At 65.6% G+C, this 14415-nt stretch carries 17 protein-coding genes and 1 other RNA gene; 12 read left to right on the top strand and 6 right to left on the bottom strand.

Going from position 1 to position 14415, the window contains the following annotated elements; genetic code table 11:
• Positions 1-21: 21 nt before the first annotated feature.
• The 5 genes from FDT80_RS05875 to FDT80_RS05855 all read left to right on the top strand — a co-directional run bounded on the left by FDT80_RS05875 (position 22) and on the right by FDT80_RS05855 (position 2722).
• On the top strand, positions 22-831 hold the full coding sequence (locus tag FDT80_RS05875) for a glycosyltransferase family 25 protein (protein ID WP_138661264.1): 810 nt from the start codon (positions 22-24) through the stop codon (positions 829-831).
• Positions 832-903: 72 nt separating this feature from the next.
• On the top strand, positions 904-1332 hold the full coding sequence (locus tag FDT80_RS05870; protein ID WP_138661263.1) for a hypothetical protein: 429 nt from the start codon (positions 904-906) through the stop codon (positions 1330-1332).
• 29 nt (positions 1333-1361) lie between these two features.
• Positions 1362-1787, top strand: a complete 426-nt coding sequence (locus tag FDT80_RS05865; protein WP_138661262.1) for a hypothetical protein — start codon at positions 1362-1364, stop codon at positions 1785-1787.
• 68 nt (positions 1788-1855) lie between these two features.
• Positions 1856-2260 carry a hypothetical protein gene (locus FDT80_RS05860; protein ID WP_138661261.1) on the top strand — a complete coding sequence of 135 codons (405 nt, stop codon included), beginning with the start codon at positions 1856-1858 and terminating at the stop codon, positions 2258-2260.
• 39 nt (positions 2261-2299) lie between these two features.
• The gene (locus tag FDT80_RS05855) at positions 2300-2722 is read left to right on the top strand and encodes a secondary thiamine-phosphate synthase enzyme YjbQ (protein ID WP_138661260.1); all 423 of its coding nucleotides are present in this window, start codon (positions 2300-2302) and stop codon (positions 2720-2722) included.
• On the opposite strand, the gene FDT80_RS05850 is transcribed toward FDT80_RS05855, so the two are convergent.
• On the bottom strand, positions 2706-3377 hold the full coding sequence (locus tag FDT80_RS05850; RefSeq protein WP_138661259.1) for an SDR family oxidoreductase: 672 nt from the start codon (positions 3375-3377) through the stop codon (positions 2706-2708). The two genes, FDT80_RS05855 and FDT80_RS05850, sit on opposite strands and share 17 nt — an antisense overlap.
• Positions 3378-3562: 185 nt before the next feature.
• On the opposite strand from FDT80_RS05850, the gene nrdR reads away from it, so the two are divergent.
• Both nrdR and ribD read left to right on the top strand, forming a co-directional pair.
• Positions 3563-4030 (top strand): transcriptional regulator NrdR, encoded by a 468-nt coding sequence (nrdR, locus tag FDT80_RS05845; protein WP_138661258.1) that lies wholly within the window; start codon positions 3563-3565, stop codon positions 4028-4030.
• Positions 4031-4047: 17 nt separating this feature from the next.
• Complete coding sequence (gene ribD, locus FDT80_RS05840; protein ID WP_170311823.1) at positions 4048-5124, top strand: bifunctional diaminohydroxyphosphoribosylaminopyrimidine deaminase/5-amino-6-(5-phosphoribosylamino)uracil reductase RibD; 1077 nt, start codon at positions 4048-4050, stop codon at positions 5122-5124.
• Between the two features lie 71 nt (positions 5125-5195).
• Here ribD and FDT80_RS05835 read toward each other — a convergent pair whose 3' ends face one another.
• From FDT80_RS05835 to FDT80_RS05825, 3 genes are all read right to left on the bottom strand, one after another.
• On the bottom strand, positions 5196-7217 hold the full coding sequence (locus FDT80_RS05835; RefSeq protein WP_246039874.1) for a capsular polysaccharide biosynthesis protein: 2022 nt from the start codon (positions 7215-7217) through the stop codon (positions 5196-5198).
• 3 nt (positions 7218-7220) lie between these two features.
• A complete protein-coding gene (locus tag FDT80_RS05830; protein ID WP_138661799.1) occupies positions 7221-8315 on the bottom strand; it encodes a polysaccharide biosynthesis/export family protein in 1095 nt (364 codons plus the stop codon).
• A gap of 154 nt (positions 8316-8469) precedes the next feature.
• Complete coding sequence (locus tag FDT80_RS05825) at positions 8470-9762, bottom strand: capsule biosynthesis protein (RefSeq protein WP_138661256.1); 1293 nt, start codon at positions 9760-9762, stop codon at positions 8470-8472.
• 153 nt (positions 9763-9915) lie between these two features.
• Between FDT80_RS05825 and FDT80_RS05820 the strand changes: the two genes are divergently transcribed.
• The 5 genes from FDT80_RS05820 to FDT80_RS19180 all read left to right on the top strand — a co-directional run bounded on the left by FDT80_RS05820 (position 9916) and on the right by FDT80_RS19180 (position 13273).
• The gene (locus FDT80_RS05820) at positions 9916-10503 is read left to right on the top strand and encodes a riboflavin synthase (RefSeq protein ID WP_138661255.1); all 588 of its coding nucleotides are present in this window, start codon (positions 9916-9918) and stop codon (positions 10501-10503) included.
• Positions 10504-10716: 213 nt separating this feature from the next.
• Entirely contained in the window at positions 10717-11841 is a 1125-nt protein-coding gene (gene ribB, locus FDT80_RS05815) for a 3,4-dihydroxy-2-butanone-4-phosphate synthase (RefSeq protein WP_138661254.1), read from the top strand.
• A gap of 4 nt (positions 11842-11845) precedes the next feature.
• Positions 11846-12397: a 6,7-dimethyl-8-ribityllumazine synthase gene (locus FDT80_RS05810; RefSeq protein ID WP_138661253.1), complete on the top strand. Its 552-nt coding sequence runs from the start codon at positions 11846-11848 to the stop codon at positions 12395-12397.
• The gene (gene nusB, locus FDT80_RS05805) at positions 12394-12876 is read left to right on the top strand and encodes a transcription antitermination factor NusB (protein WP_138661252.1); all 483 of its coding nucleotides are present in this window, start codon (positions 12394-12396) and stop codon (positions 12874-12876) included. Before FDT80_RS05810 ends, nusB begins: the two co-directional genes overlap by 4 nt.
• A 271-nt stretch (positions 12877-13147) precedes the next feature.
• Positions 13148-13273 (top strand): hypothetical protein, encoded by a 126-nt coding sequence (locus tag FDT80_RS19180; RefSeq protein WP_281278387.1) that lies wholly within the window; start codon positions 13148-13150, stop codon positions 13271-13273.
• A 179-nt stretch (positions 13274-13452) separates the two neighbouring features.
• Here the strand turns inward: FDT80_RS19180 and ssrS are convergent.
• Both ssrS and FDT80_RS05795 read right to left on the bottom strand, forming a co-directional pair.
• Positions 13453-13608: non-coding RNA, 6S RNA (gene ssrS / locus FDT80_RS05800), on the bottom strand.
• A gap of 48 nt (positions 13609-13656) precedes the next feature.
• Positions 13657-14388: a COG3904 family protein gene (locus FDT80_RS05795; protein ID WP_138661251.1), complete on the bottom strand. Its 732-nt coding sequence runs from the start codon at positions 14386-14388 to the stop codon at positions 13657-13659.
• Positions 14389-14415 lie beyond the last annotated feature (27 nt).

Raw genomic sequence — 14415 nt, 5'->3', positions numbered from 1 at the left:
GGACTGCTGCGCCGCAGCGTGATGATTGGCACCCTGATCATTACCCTGGCCGGGCCGCACCACCGGCGCGGGTTCCAGGCCGCGCAGATGGCGCGGCTTGGGCTCAACCACGTGTTCCTTGACGCGGTAACGCCGGGCGACATGGTCAATCACGATCTTGATCGCTTGCGCCATGCCTGGGCGCGTCCGATGCGCGATGTCGAATTGGCGCTGACCGAAAGCCACCGCAAGGCGTGGCAACATGTCGTAGACACCGACAGCCCTCATCTCATCCTCGAAGACGATGCGGTCCTGACGGATGAAACAACCTCGGTGCTGGCGGGGCTGGATGCGATGACCGGCTGCTGCTTTGTCAATCTCGAGACGTTTCGCAAGCCCAAGCTGCTGGGTCGCGCGTCGCGGATGGTGGCCGGGTCCCGATCCGACCTCGTGCGGCTTTACAACGATCGGGGGGGCGCGGCCGCCTATGTTGTATGGCCCTCGGCGGCGCGGGCGCTATTGCGGTCCACACAGTCGGTTCTGCCGCCAGCCGATGCGGCGACGAACCTGGTGCCGGGGGTTTCACGGCATCAATTGGTTCCGGCCTGTGCGGTTCAGGCGATGCATCTGCCCGGCGCACAGACCGAAATCGCATCGCTTGCGGCGTCCTTTGTGTCGGGCGCGGAAAAGCCGGGATATGTGTCGCGGCTCGGTTGGCTCCGGTGCAAGCTTCGGCGTCTGGCGATTTCGACCCGGCTGCTGGGGCGCAAGCTCTGGGCGTTGCCCGTGGCGCGCGCGCGTGATCCCGGCCTTGGCACGCTGCCACCTGCCGCCGGCCAAGCGGAGCGGTGACGCAAGCGTGATTTTGACGTAGGTCAGTTTGCGGCTACCCGGGTATGGCACCTTTGGGTCAGGAGCTCGTCGATGAAACCTGCGATTGCAATTCTGGCACTTGTCCTGTGGCCGGCGATGGCCCAGGCCCAGGCGTATGAGGCGATCAACCGGCTGTTGGTCGTGCCGATCGACCGCACCACTTTCGAAGTCATCGAGGCCCGTGGCGAGGGCGCGCGCGGCATCTGGTGCGCGGCGGCCAACTATGTGCGCCGCAACGGTTTGCGGTCCGCCGATGGTCGCATCTACGTGCAGCGCGCACGCGGCCCTTCGGTGACCGTTCCGGGCCGCAAAGGCGTGGTGTTCACCCTGCGCCCGGATGCGCAGTTGCAGGCCACGCCGCGGTCCTTGTCCGTGTCGGTGCGCCGGGTCGGCGAAAACCTGTCGGTCAACCATGCTCATATCTTTTGCGACGACTACATCCTCGAACTTAGAGAAGGCCCATTCGGAGATCGGTTCTAGCGCCCCTCAGGCAAAGACAGGAGGATCCCATGCCACGGACACATCATAACGCACTCATCTTCGGCCTCGTGCTGGCGGGCGTGGGGCTGGCTGCGCCATTGGCCGCGCAGGGCTACCGCGCCGAAAACCGGGTCACGGTCAATCCTTTGCCGGGCGGCAGCTTCGAAGTGATCGAAGGCGGCGGATATGGCGCGCGCGGCATGTGGTGTGCCGCGGCGGATTATGCCCGCGACGTGCTTGGCGCCCGTGGCACTGCCCGCGTCTACGTCAAGCGGGCGCGCGGTCCAAGCCAGACGGTGCCGGGGCGCAAGGGGGCTGTCTTTACGCTCGATCCGACAGGGCTTGATCCGGTGCCCGTCACGATCACCGGCAGCTCCACCCGGCGCCCGGGGTCCAACCTGTCGGTGGATCACGCTTACAGCTTTTGCGCGGATTCCAGGTTGAGCAATCGGTGACGAATTGTCTCAGGGTGCGTTCAAGCTTTGCTGGTGCGCTATCTCTTCCGTCAGGAGGAGCATGTAACATGAAAACCCTGATCTCATCTTGCCTGATTGCGTTGCTTTCGACGCCCGTCCTCGCCGATACGCGCAGCGAGGAGTTGTCTCTTGTCATCAACCCGGTCAACGCCACCGATTTCGAGGTGGTCAAGCAGATCGGCATGGGGCCGCACGAATTCTGGTGCGCAGCCGCCAGCTTCAACGAGGCGCGCGCGAACCGGTCGGAGCTGCTGCCGATCTACATAAAGCGGCCCTTGGGCCCCAGTCAGACCGCGCCGGGAAAGCTGGGCGTGTTGTTCACGCTGTCGAACGACGGCTTGCCGCCCGAGCCGTCCCTGCGCACCGTCGAGGTCGATCAGCCCGGACTGATGTTCAAGTCGTACCAGGCGCGTCGCTACTGTCGCGATGCCTTTACCCGGTCGACAAAGTAGGGCTTGCGCGGCACGCGGGGCCGCGCCAGTCTGGTCGTGATGCTGACGGAGTTCACCATTCAGACCGACGGCCCTGCACTCTACGAGGTGACGGGGACTGTCGCGCAATGGCTGCACGGACAAGATGACGGGGTGGTTACCCTCATGGTGCGTCACACCTCGGCGTCGCTGCTGATACAGGAAAACGCGGACCCCGATGTTCAACGGGATCTTCGCGCGTTTTTCGAAAGGCTCGTACCGGATGCCGACGACCCGCAGATGCGATTCCTGCGCCACCGCTCCGAGGGGCCGGACGACATGCCCGCGCATATCAAGGCGGCGATGATGCCGGTCAGCCTGTCTATCCCGGTGGCGTCGGGAAAGATGCACTTGGGTATGTGGCAGGGGATCTATCTGGTCGAGCACCGGCGCGCGCCGCACACGCGCCGGATCGCGGCCGCTTTCCTCAGCTGTTCGGCATGAGGAAGATTTCACGGATCGACGCGTGCGCGGGCGCGTTCAGTGCATGCATCACCGCATCGGCCACGTCCTCGGGCTGAAGCTTGTCGGGCTTTTCCTCGTCGAAGAACGCGGTGTTGACCATTCCGGGTGCGACGACCATGCACCGCCCGCCCCAGTCGCGCATCTCCTCTGACAGGTTGCCGGCCCATCCATGGATGAACCATTTGGTCGCCCCATAGATTGAGCCCTTTATGTGGCCCCGTCCGGCGGCGGAGCCGGTGACGACGAACTGCCCCCTGGTCTTTTTCAGGTGCGGAATGGCTGCATGCGCGGTATAGAGCGCGCCCATGATGTTGAGGTCCACCATCGCCTTCCAATCCTCCGGGTCGCCGCCTCCGGTGCCGCCCTGCGAGGTGCCGCGCCCGGCATTGGCAAAGGCCGCGTCAAGCGTGCCGAAATGGCTCACCAGCTTGGTCATCGCCGCATCCTGATCCGCTTCGCTGGTGGCGTCGCCCGTCAGCACCATCGCCTGTTTGCCCAACTCGTCGGCAAGCGCGCTCAGCTTGTCCTCGCTGCGGGCGAACAGGCCGACGTTCCAGCCGTCCCTGACCGCCGCGCGCGCCGTCGCCGCGCCAATCCCGCTGGAGGCGCCGGTGATGAAAAGTGTCTTGGCCATGCTGTGTCCTTTCGTGGATCAAATCGGTGTCGGGACCCAACGCATGCCGACCGGCTTTGGGTCCATACACAAGATGTGGCGCGGCATTTCCCCTCTACCCAAACTGTAGTTGGTCGCCTATAAGTGTGGATAAGTGGGGCAGTGATCCCACAATGAGGCGGAAATACATTGAAGGGGGACGGCCGATGCGCTGCCCGTTTTGCGGAAATATTGACACTCAGGTAAAAGACAGCCGACCGGCGGAGGATCACGTTTCGATCCGCAGACGCCGTTTTTGTCCGGCCTGCGGCGGGCGGTTCACAACCTACGAACGGGTACAATTGCGCGATCTGGTGGTCATCAAAAGCTCTGGCAAGCGCGAGGATTTCGATCGCGACAAGCTCGAGCGGTCGATCCGCATTTCCATGCAAAAACGCCCCATCGATCCCGAGCGCATCGACCAGATGATTTCGGGGATCGTGCGCCGGCTGGAAAGCATGGGCGAAACCGATATCCCCTCGAAACAGATCGGCGAGATCGTGATGGAGGCACTGGCCCGGATCGACACCGTGGCCTATGTGCGGTTTGCCAGCGTTTACAAGAACTTCCAGGCGGCGGATGACTTTGACAAATTCGTAAGCGAGCTGCGGCCCGACATGCCGTCCGAAGAGTGATCGCCGATCCGCGCTACATGGCGCTGGCGCTGTCCTTGGGGCGGCGCGGGCAGGGGTTGACCTGGCCCAATCCGGCGGTGGGCTGCGTCATCGTGGCGGGGGGCCGGATCATCGGGCGCGGCTGGACCCAGCCGGGCGGGCGCCCCCACGGTGAAACCCAGGCTTTGACGCAGGCGGGCGCGCGGGCGCGCGGCGCGGATGTCTACGTCACGCTTGAGCCTTGCGCGCATCACGGCCAGACCCCGCCCTGCGCGCAGGCGCTGATCGATGCGGGCGTGGCGCGCGTCATCGTCGCCGCCGACGATCTGGATCCGCGGGTGGCCGGACAGGGGATCGCCATGCTGCGCGCTGCGGGCATCGAGGTGCAGACCGGCCTGATGCAACGCGAGGCCGAGGACGATCACGCGGGCTTCTTGATGCGGATCGATTTGGGCCGGCCCCTGGTCACCCTGAAGCTCGCCGGCAGCTTTGACGGGCGCATCGCCACCGGCACCGGCGAAAGTCAGTGGATCACGGGCGCGGCGGCGCGGCGCGCGGTGCACGCGATGCGCTATCGCCACGACGCGGTGATGGTGGGCGGCGGTACGGCGCGCAAAGATGACCCTTCGCTGACCGTGCGCGATCTGGGCGTTGCGCATCAACCCGCCCGCGTCGTGGTCAGCCGCCGTCTGGATCTGCCGTTGATGGGCGGGCTGGCGCGCACGGCGGGCGATCCGCCGCTGATCCTGTGCCACGGCAGCGATGCCGATCCCGCGCTGGTGCGGACCTGGGCCGATCTGGGCGCCACGTTGCTGGCCTGCGGGACGCGCGGCGGTCAACTCGATCCGGCGGATGTGCTGCGCCAACTGGGCGATCATGGCCTGACCCGCATCTTCTGCGAAGGCGGCAGCGCCCTGGCGGCGTCCTTGATCGAGGCCGATCTGGTGGACCGGCTGGTCGGCTTTACCGCCGGTGTGGTCATCGGTGCCGAAGGTCTGCCGGCGATCGGAGCGATGGGCCTCAGCCGGCTGTCGCAGGCGCCGCGCTACACCCTGCGCAGCACCCAGGCCGTGGGTGGCGATATGCTCCATATCTGGGCGCGCCCGACCCGCTGACGCTGCTTCCTTTTCTTTTGTTCGAAAATATCCTCGCCGAAGGCAAGGCAAGGCATCGGATTGGCGCGGCGCTAGCGCCACAGATGCGCCCGGCTGGCCAGCGCGCCCTGCGCCTTGGCCAGCAACCTGTTGGCCCACCCCGGATGCGGCAGCCGCCCCTGCGCCAGCCGTTCGACCACGACTTCGACCGGGCAGGGCAGGCCGCTCACCGGGTCGAAATAGCGTGGGTAGTCGATCAGCGTGGCGTGCACCAATCCCTCCAGCGTGGGCTGCGCGCGGCGCCGTTCGGGCACCTCGCCCCGATCGTCCGTGAGGCCCCAACCGGCGTAGAACGGCGCGCCCAGCGTGGTGACGCGAACGCCGCGCAGCAAGGCCTCGAAGCCCAGAAGAGAGGTCATTGTCCAGACGGCATCGACCGCCGCCAGCAGGGCCACGGGATCGGCGCGTGTCGCGACCACATCGGCCAGTCCCTCCGCCTCCACCGCGCCGGGGCGCAGACCCGCTTCGACATCGGGGTGCGGTTTGTAGATCACCACGGCATCGGGGTGCGCGGCCCGCACGGCGCGCAGTAGGTCCAGATTGCTGCGTACCTGCCGCGTCCCGCTCAGGATCGACGCGTCGTTCTCGACCTGTCCCGGCACCAGGATCCGGTGTCCTTTCGGCAGATCGGGCAGTGTGCCGCCCAGGTTGTACTTGCTCAGCCCCGCTTTGGTCAGCGATGCGATCAACGCCCGCGCCCGGGTCGCCTGATCGGGGCGCAGGTGCGCACGCGTGGCGATCCAGCGTTCCAACCGGCTGGGCCGCGCGGGATCGTAGTAGATCCCCAGATCGTCCAGCACCAGCGACAGGGGCGGGATCAGGTCGGCGCCAAGCCCGCGCGAGCGCAGGAACCCGTCCTCAAGCCGCCAGGCATCGTGGTGGCCCACCGCCGCCTTGCTGGCCCAGACCATCCAGGGCCTGCCGGTCTTGCGGGCGCGGGCCGGGTCGTTCTCGAAGACCATCGCGCGGTCATGGCCAAAGACCTTTTGCAGGCTGCCGCGTTTCCAAAGCCGCATCTCCGACCCGACCCAGCCGCGGTGATCCTCGCGCCACGCGCGGGTCTGTGCGGCGAGTGCCTCGATCGCGTCCTCAAGCTCGCACAGCCGGTCGCGGCAGGGATCGTACCACGTCGGATAGAGGATCATCGCGGCGGCGAAAAGCTGCGCGCGGGTCAGGTGACGCTGGCGACGTTGCACCGGGAATTCATCGCGTGTCAGCCCCCAGCCCGCGTAAAAGGGCTGGCCAAAGACGCGCGGGCGGTGGCCGGCGAAAATCGCTTCGAAGCCCAGTTGCGAGGACACGGTATAGACCCCGATCGCGCCCTCGAACAGCGCCCAGGGGCTGACCGGATCGGTCAGCAGGGTGATGCGGCCGCCCGCGTCGTCATCCGTGTAATACCCCGCGCGCAGGCCCTGCGCGGTTTCGGGGTGGGCCTTGATGACGATCGGTGCGCCGGGGTGTTCGTCCTGTGCGACGAACAGCATTTCCAGAAACCGGTTGCGATCCGCGCCGCAGGCGGTGACCGAGGCATCGCCGCGGGTCTGGTCGATGATCAGCACATATCCCGGTGCGGGTGTCGGCGCGCCGGGGTCAAAGGCGGTATATTTCGTCAGATGCGCCTCGGCCATGCGCGCCATTGCGCCCCGCGCGCGGTTCAAAAGCGCCGTATCATCAAGCGGATGCGTGGCCAGCAGGTCTTCCAGATCGGACGGTTTCGCGGGATCGAAATGCATTCCCTTGTGATCGATCAGCAGGCCAAGCGGCGGTTCGCCGCGCGCCCGCCCGGGGCGAAGCGACCGAAGCAGCGCGTCCTCGATCCGCACCAATGGCGCGCCCCGGCGCGCGGCCGCGCGTTCGCCGCGATGCGCCGTGGGGCTGTGGCCCCAGACGCCCACCAGGTCATCCGCGCGCGGCCACCCCAGCGCCACCGAATACCCCGCCAGGGCAAGGATCCGGCGCACGCGGCGCTGGGTCAGGAAACCGCCGTTGTAAACCACAAGCCGCCGGGCGCTTTCGCGTCCGGCGGCGGAGGGATGCTTGGGGTCTGTGGCCAAAGGTCAGCCGCCGGCTATGCTCGACAGTGTGCCGACGGGGGTCAGCGACCCGGTCAGGGCGGAAATCGTCTTGTTCCACTGGGTGAACGGCGCCTCTGTCACATAAAGCGTGTCGCCGTCGCGGATCACGAAATCGCGGGCCTGAAACATGCCGTTGGGTTTGGTGAGGTTCATCACATAGATCAGACGCTGCGCGCCCTGCAGGTCGTCGCGGCCCAGAACTGCGTTGGCGATCTCGGCGACCTCGTTGCGAAAGATGAACACGCCTGTCGGGTCGGACGAGGTGGACACCAGCCCGCCCACCTGCGCGATCGCTTCGAGCGCCGACAGGTTCTGGCTTTCGAAGGGCACGCGCGACTGGCTGCCCGTGGCCCCGAGCGAGGTGAAGGATCGGGTATCCTCCTCGACCAGGATCCGGTCGCCCGCGCGCAGGGCGATATCCAGTTCGGGATGATCGTAGAGATCCTGGAACCAGATGGTGCTGCTTTCGCCGGCGCGGGTCACGGTGACCTGCGCGATCTCGGGCTCGATGGTGACGCCGCCGGCCTGCGCCAGCATGGTGGCCAGCGTCCGGGTGGGGCGTTCGATGGGATAGACGCCCTGGCCGCCGATCGAACCGATCAGCGACACGGTTGCACCGTCACCCGCCACGCGCCGCACCTGCACCTGCGGGTCGGGGGTCTGTTCTTCAAGCTTGGCGGTGATGATCCGGCGGATCGCTTCGGGGGTGTTGCCCGCCGCGCGGATGCGGCCGGCGTAGGGAACGAATATGAAGCCCGCGCCGTCGACCTGCACTTCCTCGAGGATGGTGGAGTTCTGCGCCTCGCCCGCCAAGAGGCCGTCATCGACGTTTTCCCAGACGGTCAGGCCCAGCACGTCGCCGGGGCGGATCGTGTCGGACCCCAGTGTGGCCGCGTTCTTGAAGGCTTCGGAAAATCCAAGCGCGGGCACCACTGCGGTGGTGCGTGTCACGCGGTCATTGACCTCGACGATGAAAGCATCGCCCTGTTTCTGGACCGATCCCGCATAGATCTGGCGCTTGTTCGGGCCGACCTGCGGCAAGCCGCAGGACGCCACGACGGCCACGGCCGCCAACATTGCGATGGGGCGTGCCCACCGAAAACCGGAGATTGTCACTGCTCGGTCTCCTCGACCTGTTCTTGTTCTGCCTCGAAATCGCCGATTGCTTCGACGTATTTTTTCTAAACTACCGGAATCGAATTCAAAAAGCTACCGCTAGGGGTGGTGGCCGTCAGGTCACCAGACGCAACTGTTGCCGTGGTGCCGCGGTGCCCGAACGCAGCGCGTCATAGGGGTCTTCGCTCGACAGCATCATGTCCACGACCTGGCGCAGCAGCTGCCGCCGTCCGCGTGCGGAATAATAGCCACCGGGCAACTGGCTGGTTTCCAGCAGATAGCGGCGGTAGTCTTTGTAGGCGCGGTTGTCGGGGCGGGTGGCGCCCTGAAAGAAATCCGGCAGGGCCTGATCGGACACGAAGTCGGGCTTGGCATAGACCGCGCGGCCAAAGACCTTGAGCGGTATGCCGCGCCACAGCACCTGCTGGCCGGCGGTGGAATTGACCGTGACGGCGCTGCGCGCGTCGTTGAGAAGACTTGCCAGCTTGCCGCCGCGGACATAGTGCACCCGGTCTGAAACACCCAGGTCGTGCGCCAGGCGGCGGATTTCGCGGCGCAGCGGCACGCGGCCATCCTCCAGCGGATGCGCCTTGAACACCAGGTGGTGATGCGCATGGGCGCCGTCGGCAAAGCCCTTGATCACCAGGGCCAGAAAATCGGTCATCGTGTTGAAGGGGGAGTGTTGCTGAAACGAGCTGTCGTGTTCGAGTTGCAGCAGCGCCAGGTGGTAGGGAAAGCCGCCGTGCCGGATGCGGAAAGTGGCGACGCGCCGGTCGATGCCGTGAAAGGGCATCAGCATCAGCCGCTTGAGGTAGAGGCGGAATTCCTTGGCCACGCTTACCGCGCGGTGGGGTTGAAAGTTGCGGTAGTGACCGTTTCGGAACATGACGAACCAATGATAAAGCGCGCCGTAGAACACATGCTGGCGCATGTCGCCCCAGTGGCCGGGGGGCAGGGGGGCCTCCATGTCCGATTGGGCCAGCGCCTTTTGCATCCGCGCGATGCTCATGGTCATCAGGCGCGAATTGCCGTTGGTGCCGCCGCGTTCGTAGGTGATCCAGTAGGGCCGCATGTAGCCTTCCTCGAAGACATGCACGGTCAGGCCGCGGGCGCGGGCGCGCGCCACCGCTTCGGCGTGAACCGGGCGCGTGTCGCCGTACAGCACGATATCGGTGACGTTCTTTTCGTCCACCAGCGCGTCGAAGCGGTCAGGCCACTCGGCGGCCGCGCCGCGATAGGGGATATAGCTGGACGGATGGAACCAGAAGGCCCGGTCGCCCGCATTGAACCCCACGCGCCAGACCTGCGCGCCCGCGAGGCGCAGCATCTTTCCCAATTTGTGGAAGAAAGGTCCGTGCGGCCCCTGTAGAAACAGGAAGGTGCGCGTGCGGGGATCTAGGTTGGGCATGGGTACTCTGAACGTCATTAATGAACTCACCCAATTTGGCGCCTGATCCGGGCAAAACTATGGCAGGGGCGTGGCAATGCGACAAGGCCCGTCCCCTTGCCTTGGGCCGGTGGCATCGCTACGTGAAAGGCAGATCGTATAAGGGGCCGTACCATGTTCACAGGGATCATCACCGACGTCGGGACCATCGTCGCGCTTGAGCAGGCGGGCGATCTGCGCGCGCGCATCCAGACCGGATACGACACGGCGCGCATCGACATGGGCGCGTCGATCGCATCGGACGGCGTGTGCCTGACGGTCGTCGATCTTGGGCCGGATTGGTATGACGTGCAGATCAGCGCCGAGACCGTGAGCAAGACCAACCTGAGCGGGTGGCGCGTGGGCAGGCGGGTCAACCTTGAACGGGCGCTGAAGGTGGGCGACGAATTGGGCGGGCACATCGTGTCGGGACATGTCGATGGCGTGGCCGAGGTCGTGTCGCTGACGGAGGAGGGCGACAGCACGCGCGTGCGCCTGCGCGCGCCCGCGGCTCTCGCGCGGTTCATCGCACCCAAGGGATCGGTTGCGCTGAACGGCACGTCGCTGACCGTGAACGAGGTCGATGGCGCAGAGTTCGGCATCAATTTCATTCCGCACACCAAGACCGTGACCACCTGGGGCGACGTCGCGGTGGGCGATGCCGTGAACCTCGAGATCGACACGCTGGCACGGTATGTGGCGCGATTGGCCGAGGCCGGGTGACCTGACGGAGGCGCGTGCCGCGCCACGACATGTCCCCGTCTGCCCGAAGGGGGCAGCCGGGTGCGCCCGCCTTGCCCTGCGGGCAAGACGCGCGGTTCGAGGTCTGTTCAGCCGGACGACGCCAGACCTGCGCTGATGCAGGGGCGTGGCGCACTGGCAAAGCGCGCGACGCTGGGCTATGTGCGGGCAAAGTGTTTTGAAAAGGCGTGAGCGATGAAATTCGAGACCCCCGGACCTGTGGAGGCCGATCTGCGCGCGGCGATTGCCCCCATCGAGGACATCATCGAAGAGGCGCGGCAGGGCCGCATGTATATCCTGGTGGATCACGAGGACCGCGAGAACGAGGGCGATCTGGTGATCCCGGCGCAGTTTGCCGACGCGCAGGCGATCAATTTCATGGCCACCCATGGGCGGGGTCTGATCTGTCTGCCGATGACCGCCGAGCGGATCGAAACGCTGGGCCTGCCGATGATGGCCGTGAACAATTCGTCGCGCCACGAGACCGCGTTCACCGTCAGCATCGAGGCGCGCGAGGGCGTGAGCACCGGGATTTCAGCCGCCGACCGCGCGCTGACCGTTGCCGTGGCGATCAGCGAACAGGCGGGCGCCGCCGACATCGCCACGCCCGGCCATGTTTTCCCGCTGCGCGCGCGCAATGGTGGCGTTTTGGTGCGCGCGGGCCATACCGAGGCGTCGGTGGATATCAGCCGGCTGGCGGGGTTGCACCCCTCGGCCGTGATCTGCGAGATCATGAGGGACGACGGCACGATGGCGCGGCTGCCTGACCTGGTGGAATTCGGCCGCGAACACGGGCTCAAGATCGGGACGATCAGCGACCTGATCGCCTACCGCCACAAGCACGACAACCTGCTGCGAGAGCGCGACAGCCGCCTGGTGACTTCGGCCTATGGCGGCGAATGGCACATGCGCGTCTTTGCAGACGAGATCACCGGCACCGATCACGTCGTTCTGAGCAAGGGCGACATCACCACGCCGGAGCCGGTGCTGGTGCGGACCCATGCGCTCAATGCATTGGAGGATGTTCTGGGCCTTGGCCCCAGCCCGGCCGACGAATTGCCGCGCGCGATGCGGATCATCGCCGAGGAAGGCCGCGGCGCCGTGCTGCTGTTTCGCGAGCCGCACCCCAAGCTGCGGCTGGACGGCGACGAGGACGACGCGCCGCGCACCATCAAGCGGACAGGCGTGGGCGCGCAGATTATGTCGACGCTGGGCCTGCACAAGCTGGTGCTGCTGACCGACAGCCCGCAGACGAAATACGTGGGCCTTGACGCCTACCACCTCGAAATCGTGGGCACCCGGCCCATCACCAAGGACTGATCCCATGGCCACAGCCGAACAGCATTACATCCTGCCGCGCCCCAGTTTCGACAAGCCGGTGAAGATCCTGATCGTGGTGTCGCCCTATTACCGCGATATCGCCGACAACCTGATCAACGGCGCCAAGGCCGAGATCGAGGCGGCGGGCGCCACCTGGGACCTGGTCGAGATGCCCGGCGCGCTGGAGATCCCCACGGCGATCGGAATTTCCGACCGGCGCAGCAATTTCGACGGTTACGTGGCGCTGGGCTGCGTGATCCGGGGCGAGACGACACATTACGAGACAGTGTGCAACGACAGCAGCCGTGCGCTGCAACTGCTGGGGCTGCAGGGGCTGTGCATCGGCAACGGCATCCTGACCGTCGAGACGCGTGCGCAGGCCGAGGTCCGCGCCGATCCGGACGACCAGAACAAGGGCGGCGGTGCCGCGGCGGCGGCCTTGCATCTGGTCGCGCTCGCCCGTAAGTGGGCGCAGCAATCCAAGGGCATCGGGTTCAAGCCGAAGGGGCAGGACACGCTGATGGCCGGTGACACAGACGGATCCAACCACGCATGAGCGAGCTTCACAGCAACCTGTCGGGCAACCAGCGCCGCAAGATGAAATCGGCCTCGAGGCTCTATGCCGTGCAGGCGCTGTTTCAGATGGAACATTCGTCGCTGACGGTCGATTCCGTTCGAATGGAATTTCTGAACCACAGGTTCGGCGAAACCTACGACGGCGATGAAATGCTGGATGGCGACATCACGCATTTCACCACCGTGATCGAGACGGCGGTGAATTATCAGGCCAGCATCGACCAGCAGACCGACCGGGCGTTGGTGGCGAAATGGCCGCTGGGGCGCATCGATCCGACCTTGCGCGCGCTGTTCCGGGCCGCAGGCGCCGAATTGCGCGATACGGGCACCCCGCCCAAGGTCGTGATCAGCGAATATGTCGATGTCGCCCGCGCCTTTTTCCCCGAGGGCAAGGAGTCGAAATTCGTCAACGCGGTTCTGGATCACATGGCGCGAGAGGCGCGTCCGGACGCGTTTTGAGCCGACTGCGTATCCGAAAGCTAAAAATGTCGATAGTTTTTTCCGTCTGACCGCGTTTCGCGTGCCGGGCGCTGCCGTCCGGGCGCTGCATCCGATAGCCTGTTGAAGCGAAAGGGCTACGGTGTGTTCACAGGGCGGGCCCAATTTCCCTATTTTCGGAGGATCGGTCGCGATGCGCCGACCAATAAGCGGCAAAGCGCCACATCATGCTTGGGTAGGGGTGGACTTTGCGGTTTTCGTCGCCATCTTATAGCCGAGAAGGAGACACCTCATGCTTGATTTCATCGCACGCTTCATTCGCACCGCGCTGTCCGGCCTTTCGGCCCCGCGTGAAGAGTATCTGCCCATCCCCGTCAAGGCAGAGCCGCAGCGCCGGATGCCGGTGCACCGCCGTTGACGCGAAAATCGGCGCCTTGCACAAGGGCAAGCTGACAAAGATGAATTGTCGGGTCACATGGACTGACCTGATGTGACCGAGGGCCGCACTGTTGCGGCTCTTTTTTTGTGCGCCGCCGTGCAGGCCATGGGCCAGCGCGTCAGCGCCGCTGTTTCGTCATTCGAGATGCTTGGGAAAGCGACGGAACCACCACAACCGTTTTAGTTGTATATTCCCGAGGACCTGTATGTACAGGTGGGCGCCAGGTACATGAACCAGGATCCATGCAGAGCCAGCTCCCTCGGAATTGCTTAAGGCCACTGGAATGTAACCAGTCACGAGAGGGGCAGAACCGTCAGTATCGTATCTAGGCCCGCCATGCCCCCGCGACAAGGGGGCAATCGCTATTGCGTCGGCATCGGCGAAAACCCGTAGCGGACCAACTCTTCCGGCAGCAGCAGGTAGATCTCGTCGGGCGGTGTGGTCAGCGCATGTCGCATGACCAGCGGGTCGATGCCCATCTCGTCCAGATAGCCCATGACGTCGCCCTGACCGCGTTGGATGTCTTCGACGGCGACAAAGGCGGGCAGGATCGTGCTTTCGCCGAAATAGTGCTGATGCACCCCGACGGACGCGTCATCCGGAATGTCGCGCGCCGTGCCGCCGGCCAACAGGTAGGGGCAGGCGGAATAGCAGATGTCGCCGGGATCCATCGCCGTGGCGTAGCCTGCGGCGCGGACCGCACGCCCCAGGGCCAGCGCATCCTGCACCGACCCGCCGGGCGAGTTCAGCACCAGTGTTTTCGGCGCCGGGTCCATGCGCTCCAGCTGGGTGCCGATGCGGGGCGCGTCACCGGGCGCGATGGTGCCCTGCACCCTGATGGTGCCGTCCTGGCTCAGCGGGCCAAGCGTCAGGCGATCGGGCAGCGGCGTGGCGGGCATGGGCCGCCCGCCGGGGCGTTCGCGGTCGGGGCGGTAACGGCGGGTCTGGTCGCCGGGGCGCACGGGGTCGGTCAGCGATGGCGCATCAGGGCCAAAGCGCGGCAGGCGCATCCCTTGCATATCGCCTAGAACCAACAGCCCGCCCAGTCCAAGCTGAAAGATCAGCACGCCGTTCAGCGCGCGGCGGATGGTCATCGGAGACCGCGGTTTTCGCGCTTTCAC

The organism is Sulfitobacter sabulilitoris (genome assembly GCF_005887615.1).
Classification (GTDB): Bacteria; Pseudomonadota; Alphaproteobacteria; order Rhodobacterales; family Rhodobacteraceae; genus Sulfitobacter_E; species Sulfitobacter_E sabulilitoris.
The sequence above is the reverse complement of the archived record's forward strand: the minus strand, read 5'-3'. Positions and strand labels throughout refer to the sequence as shown.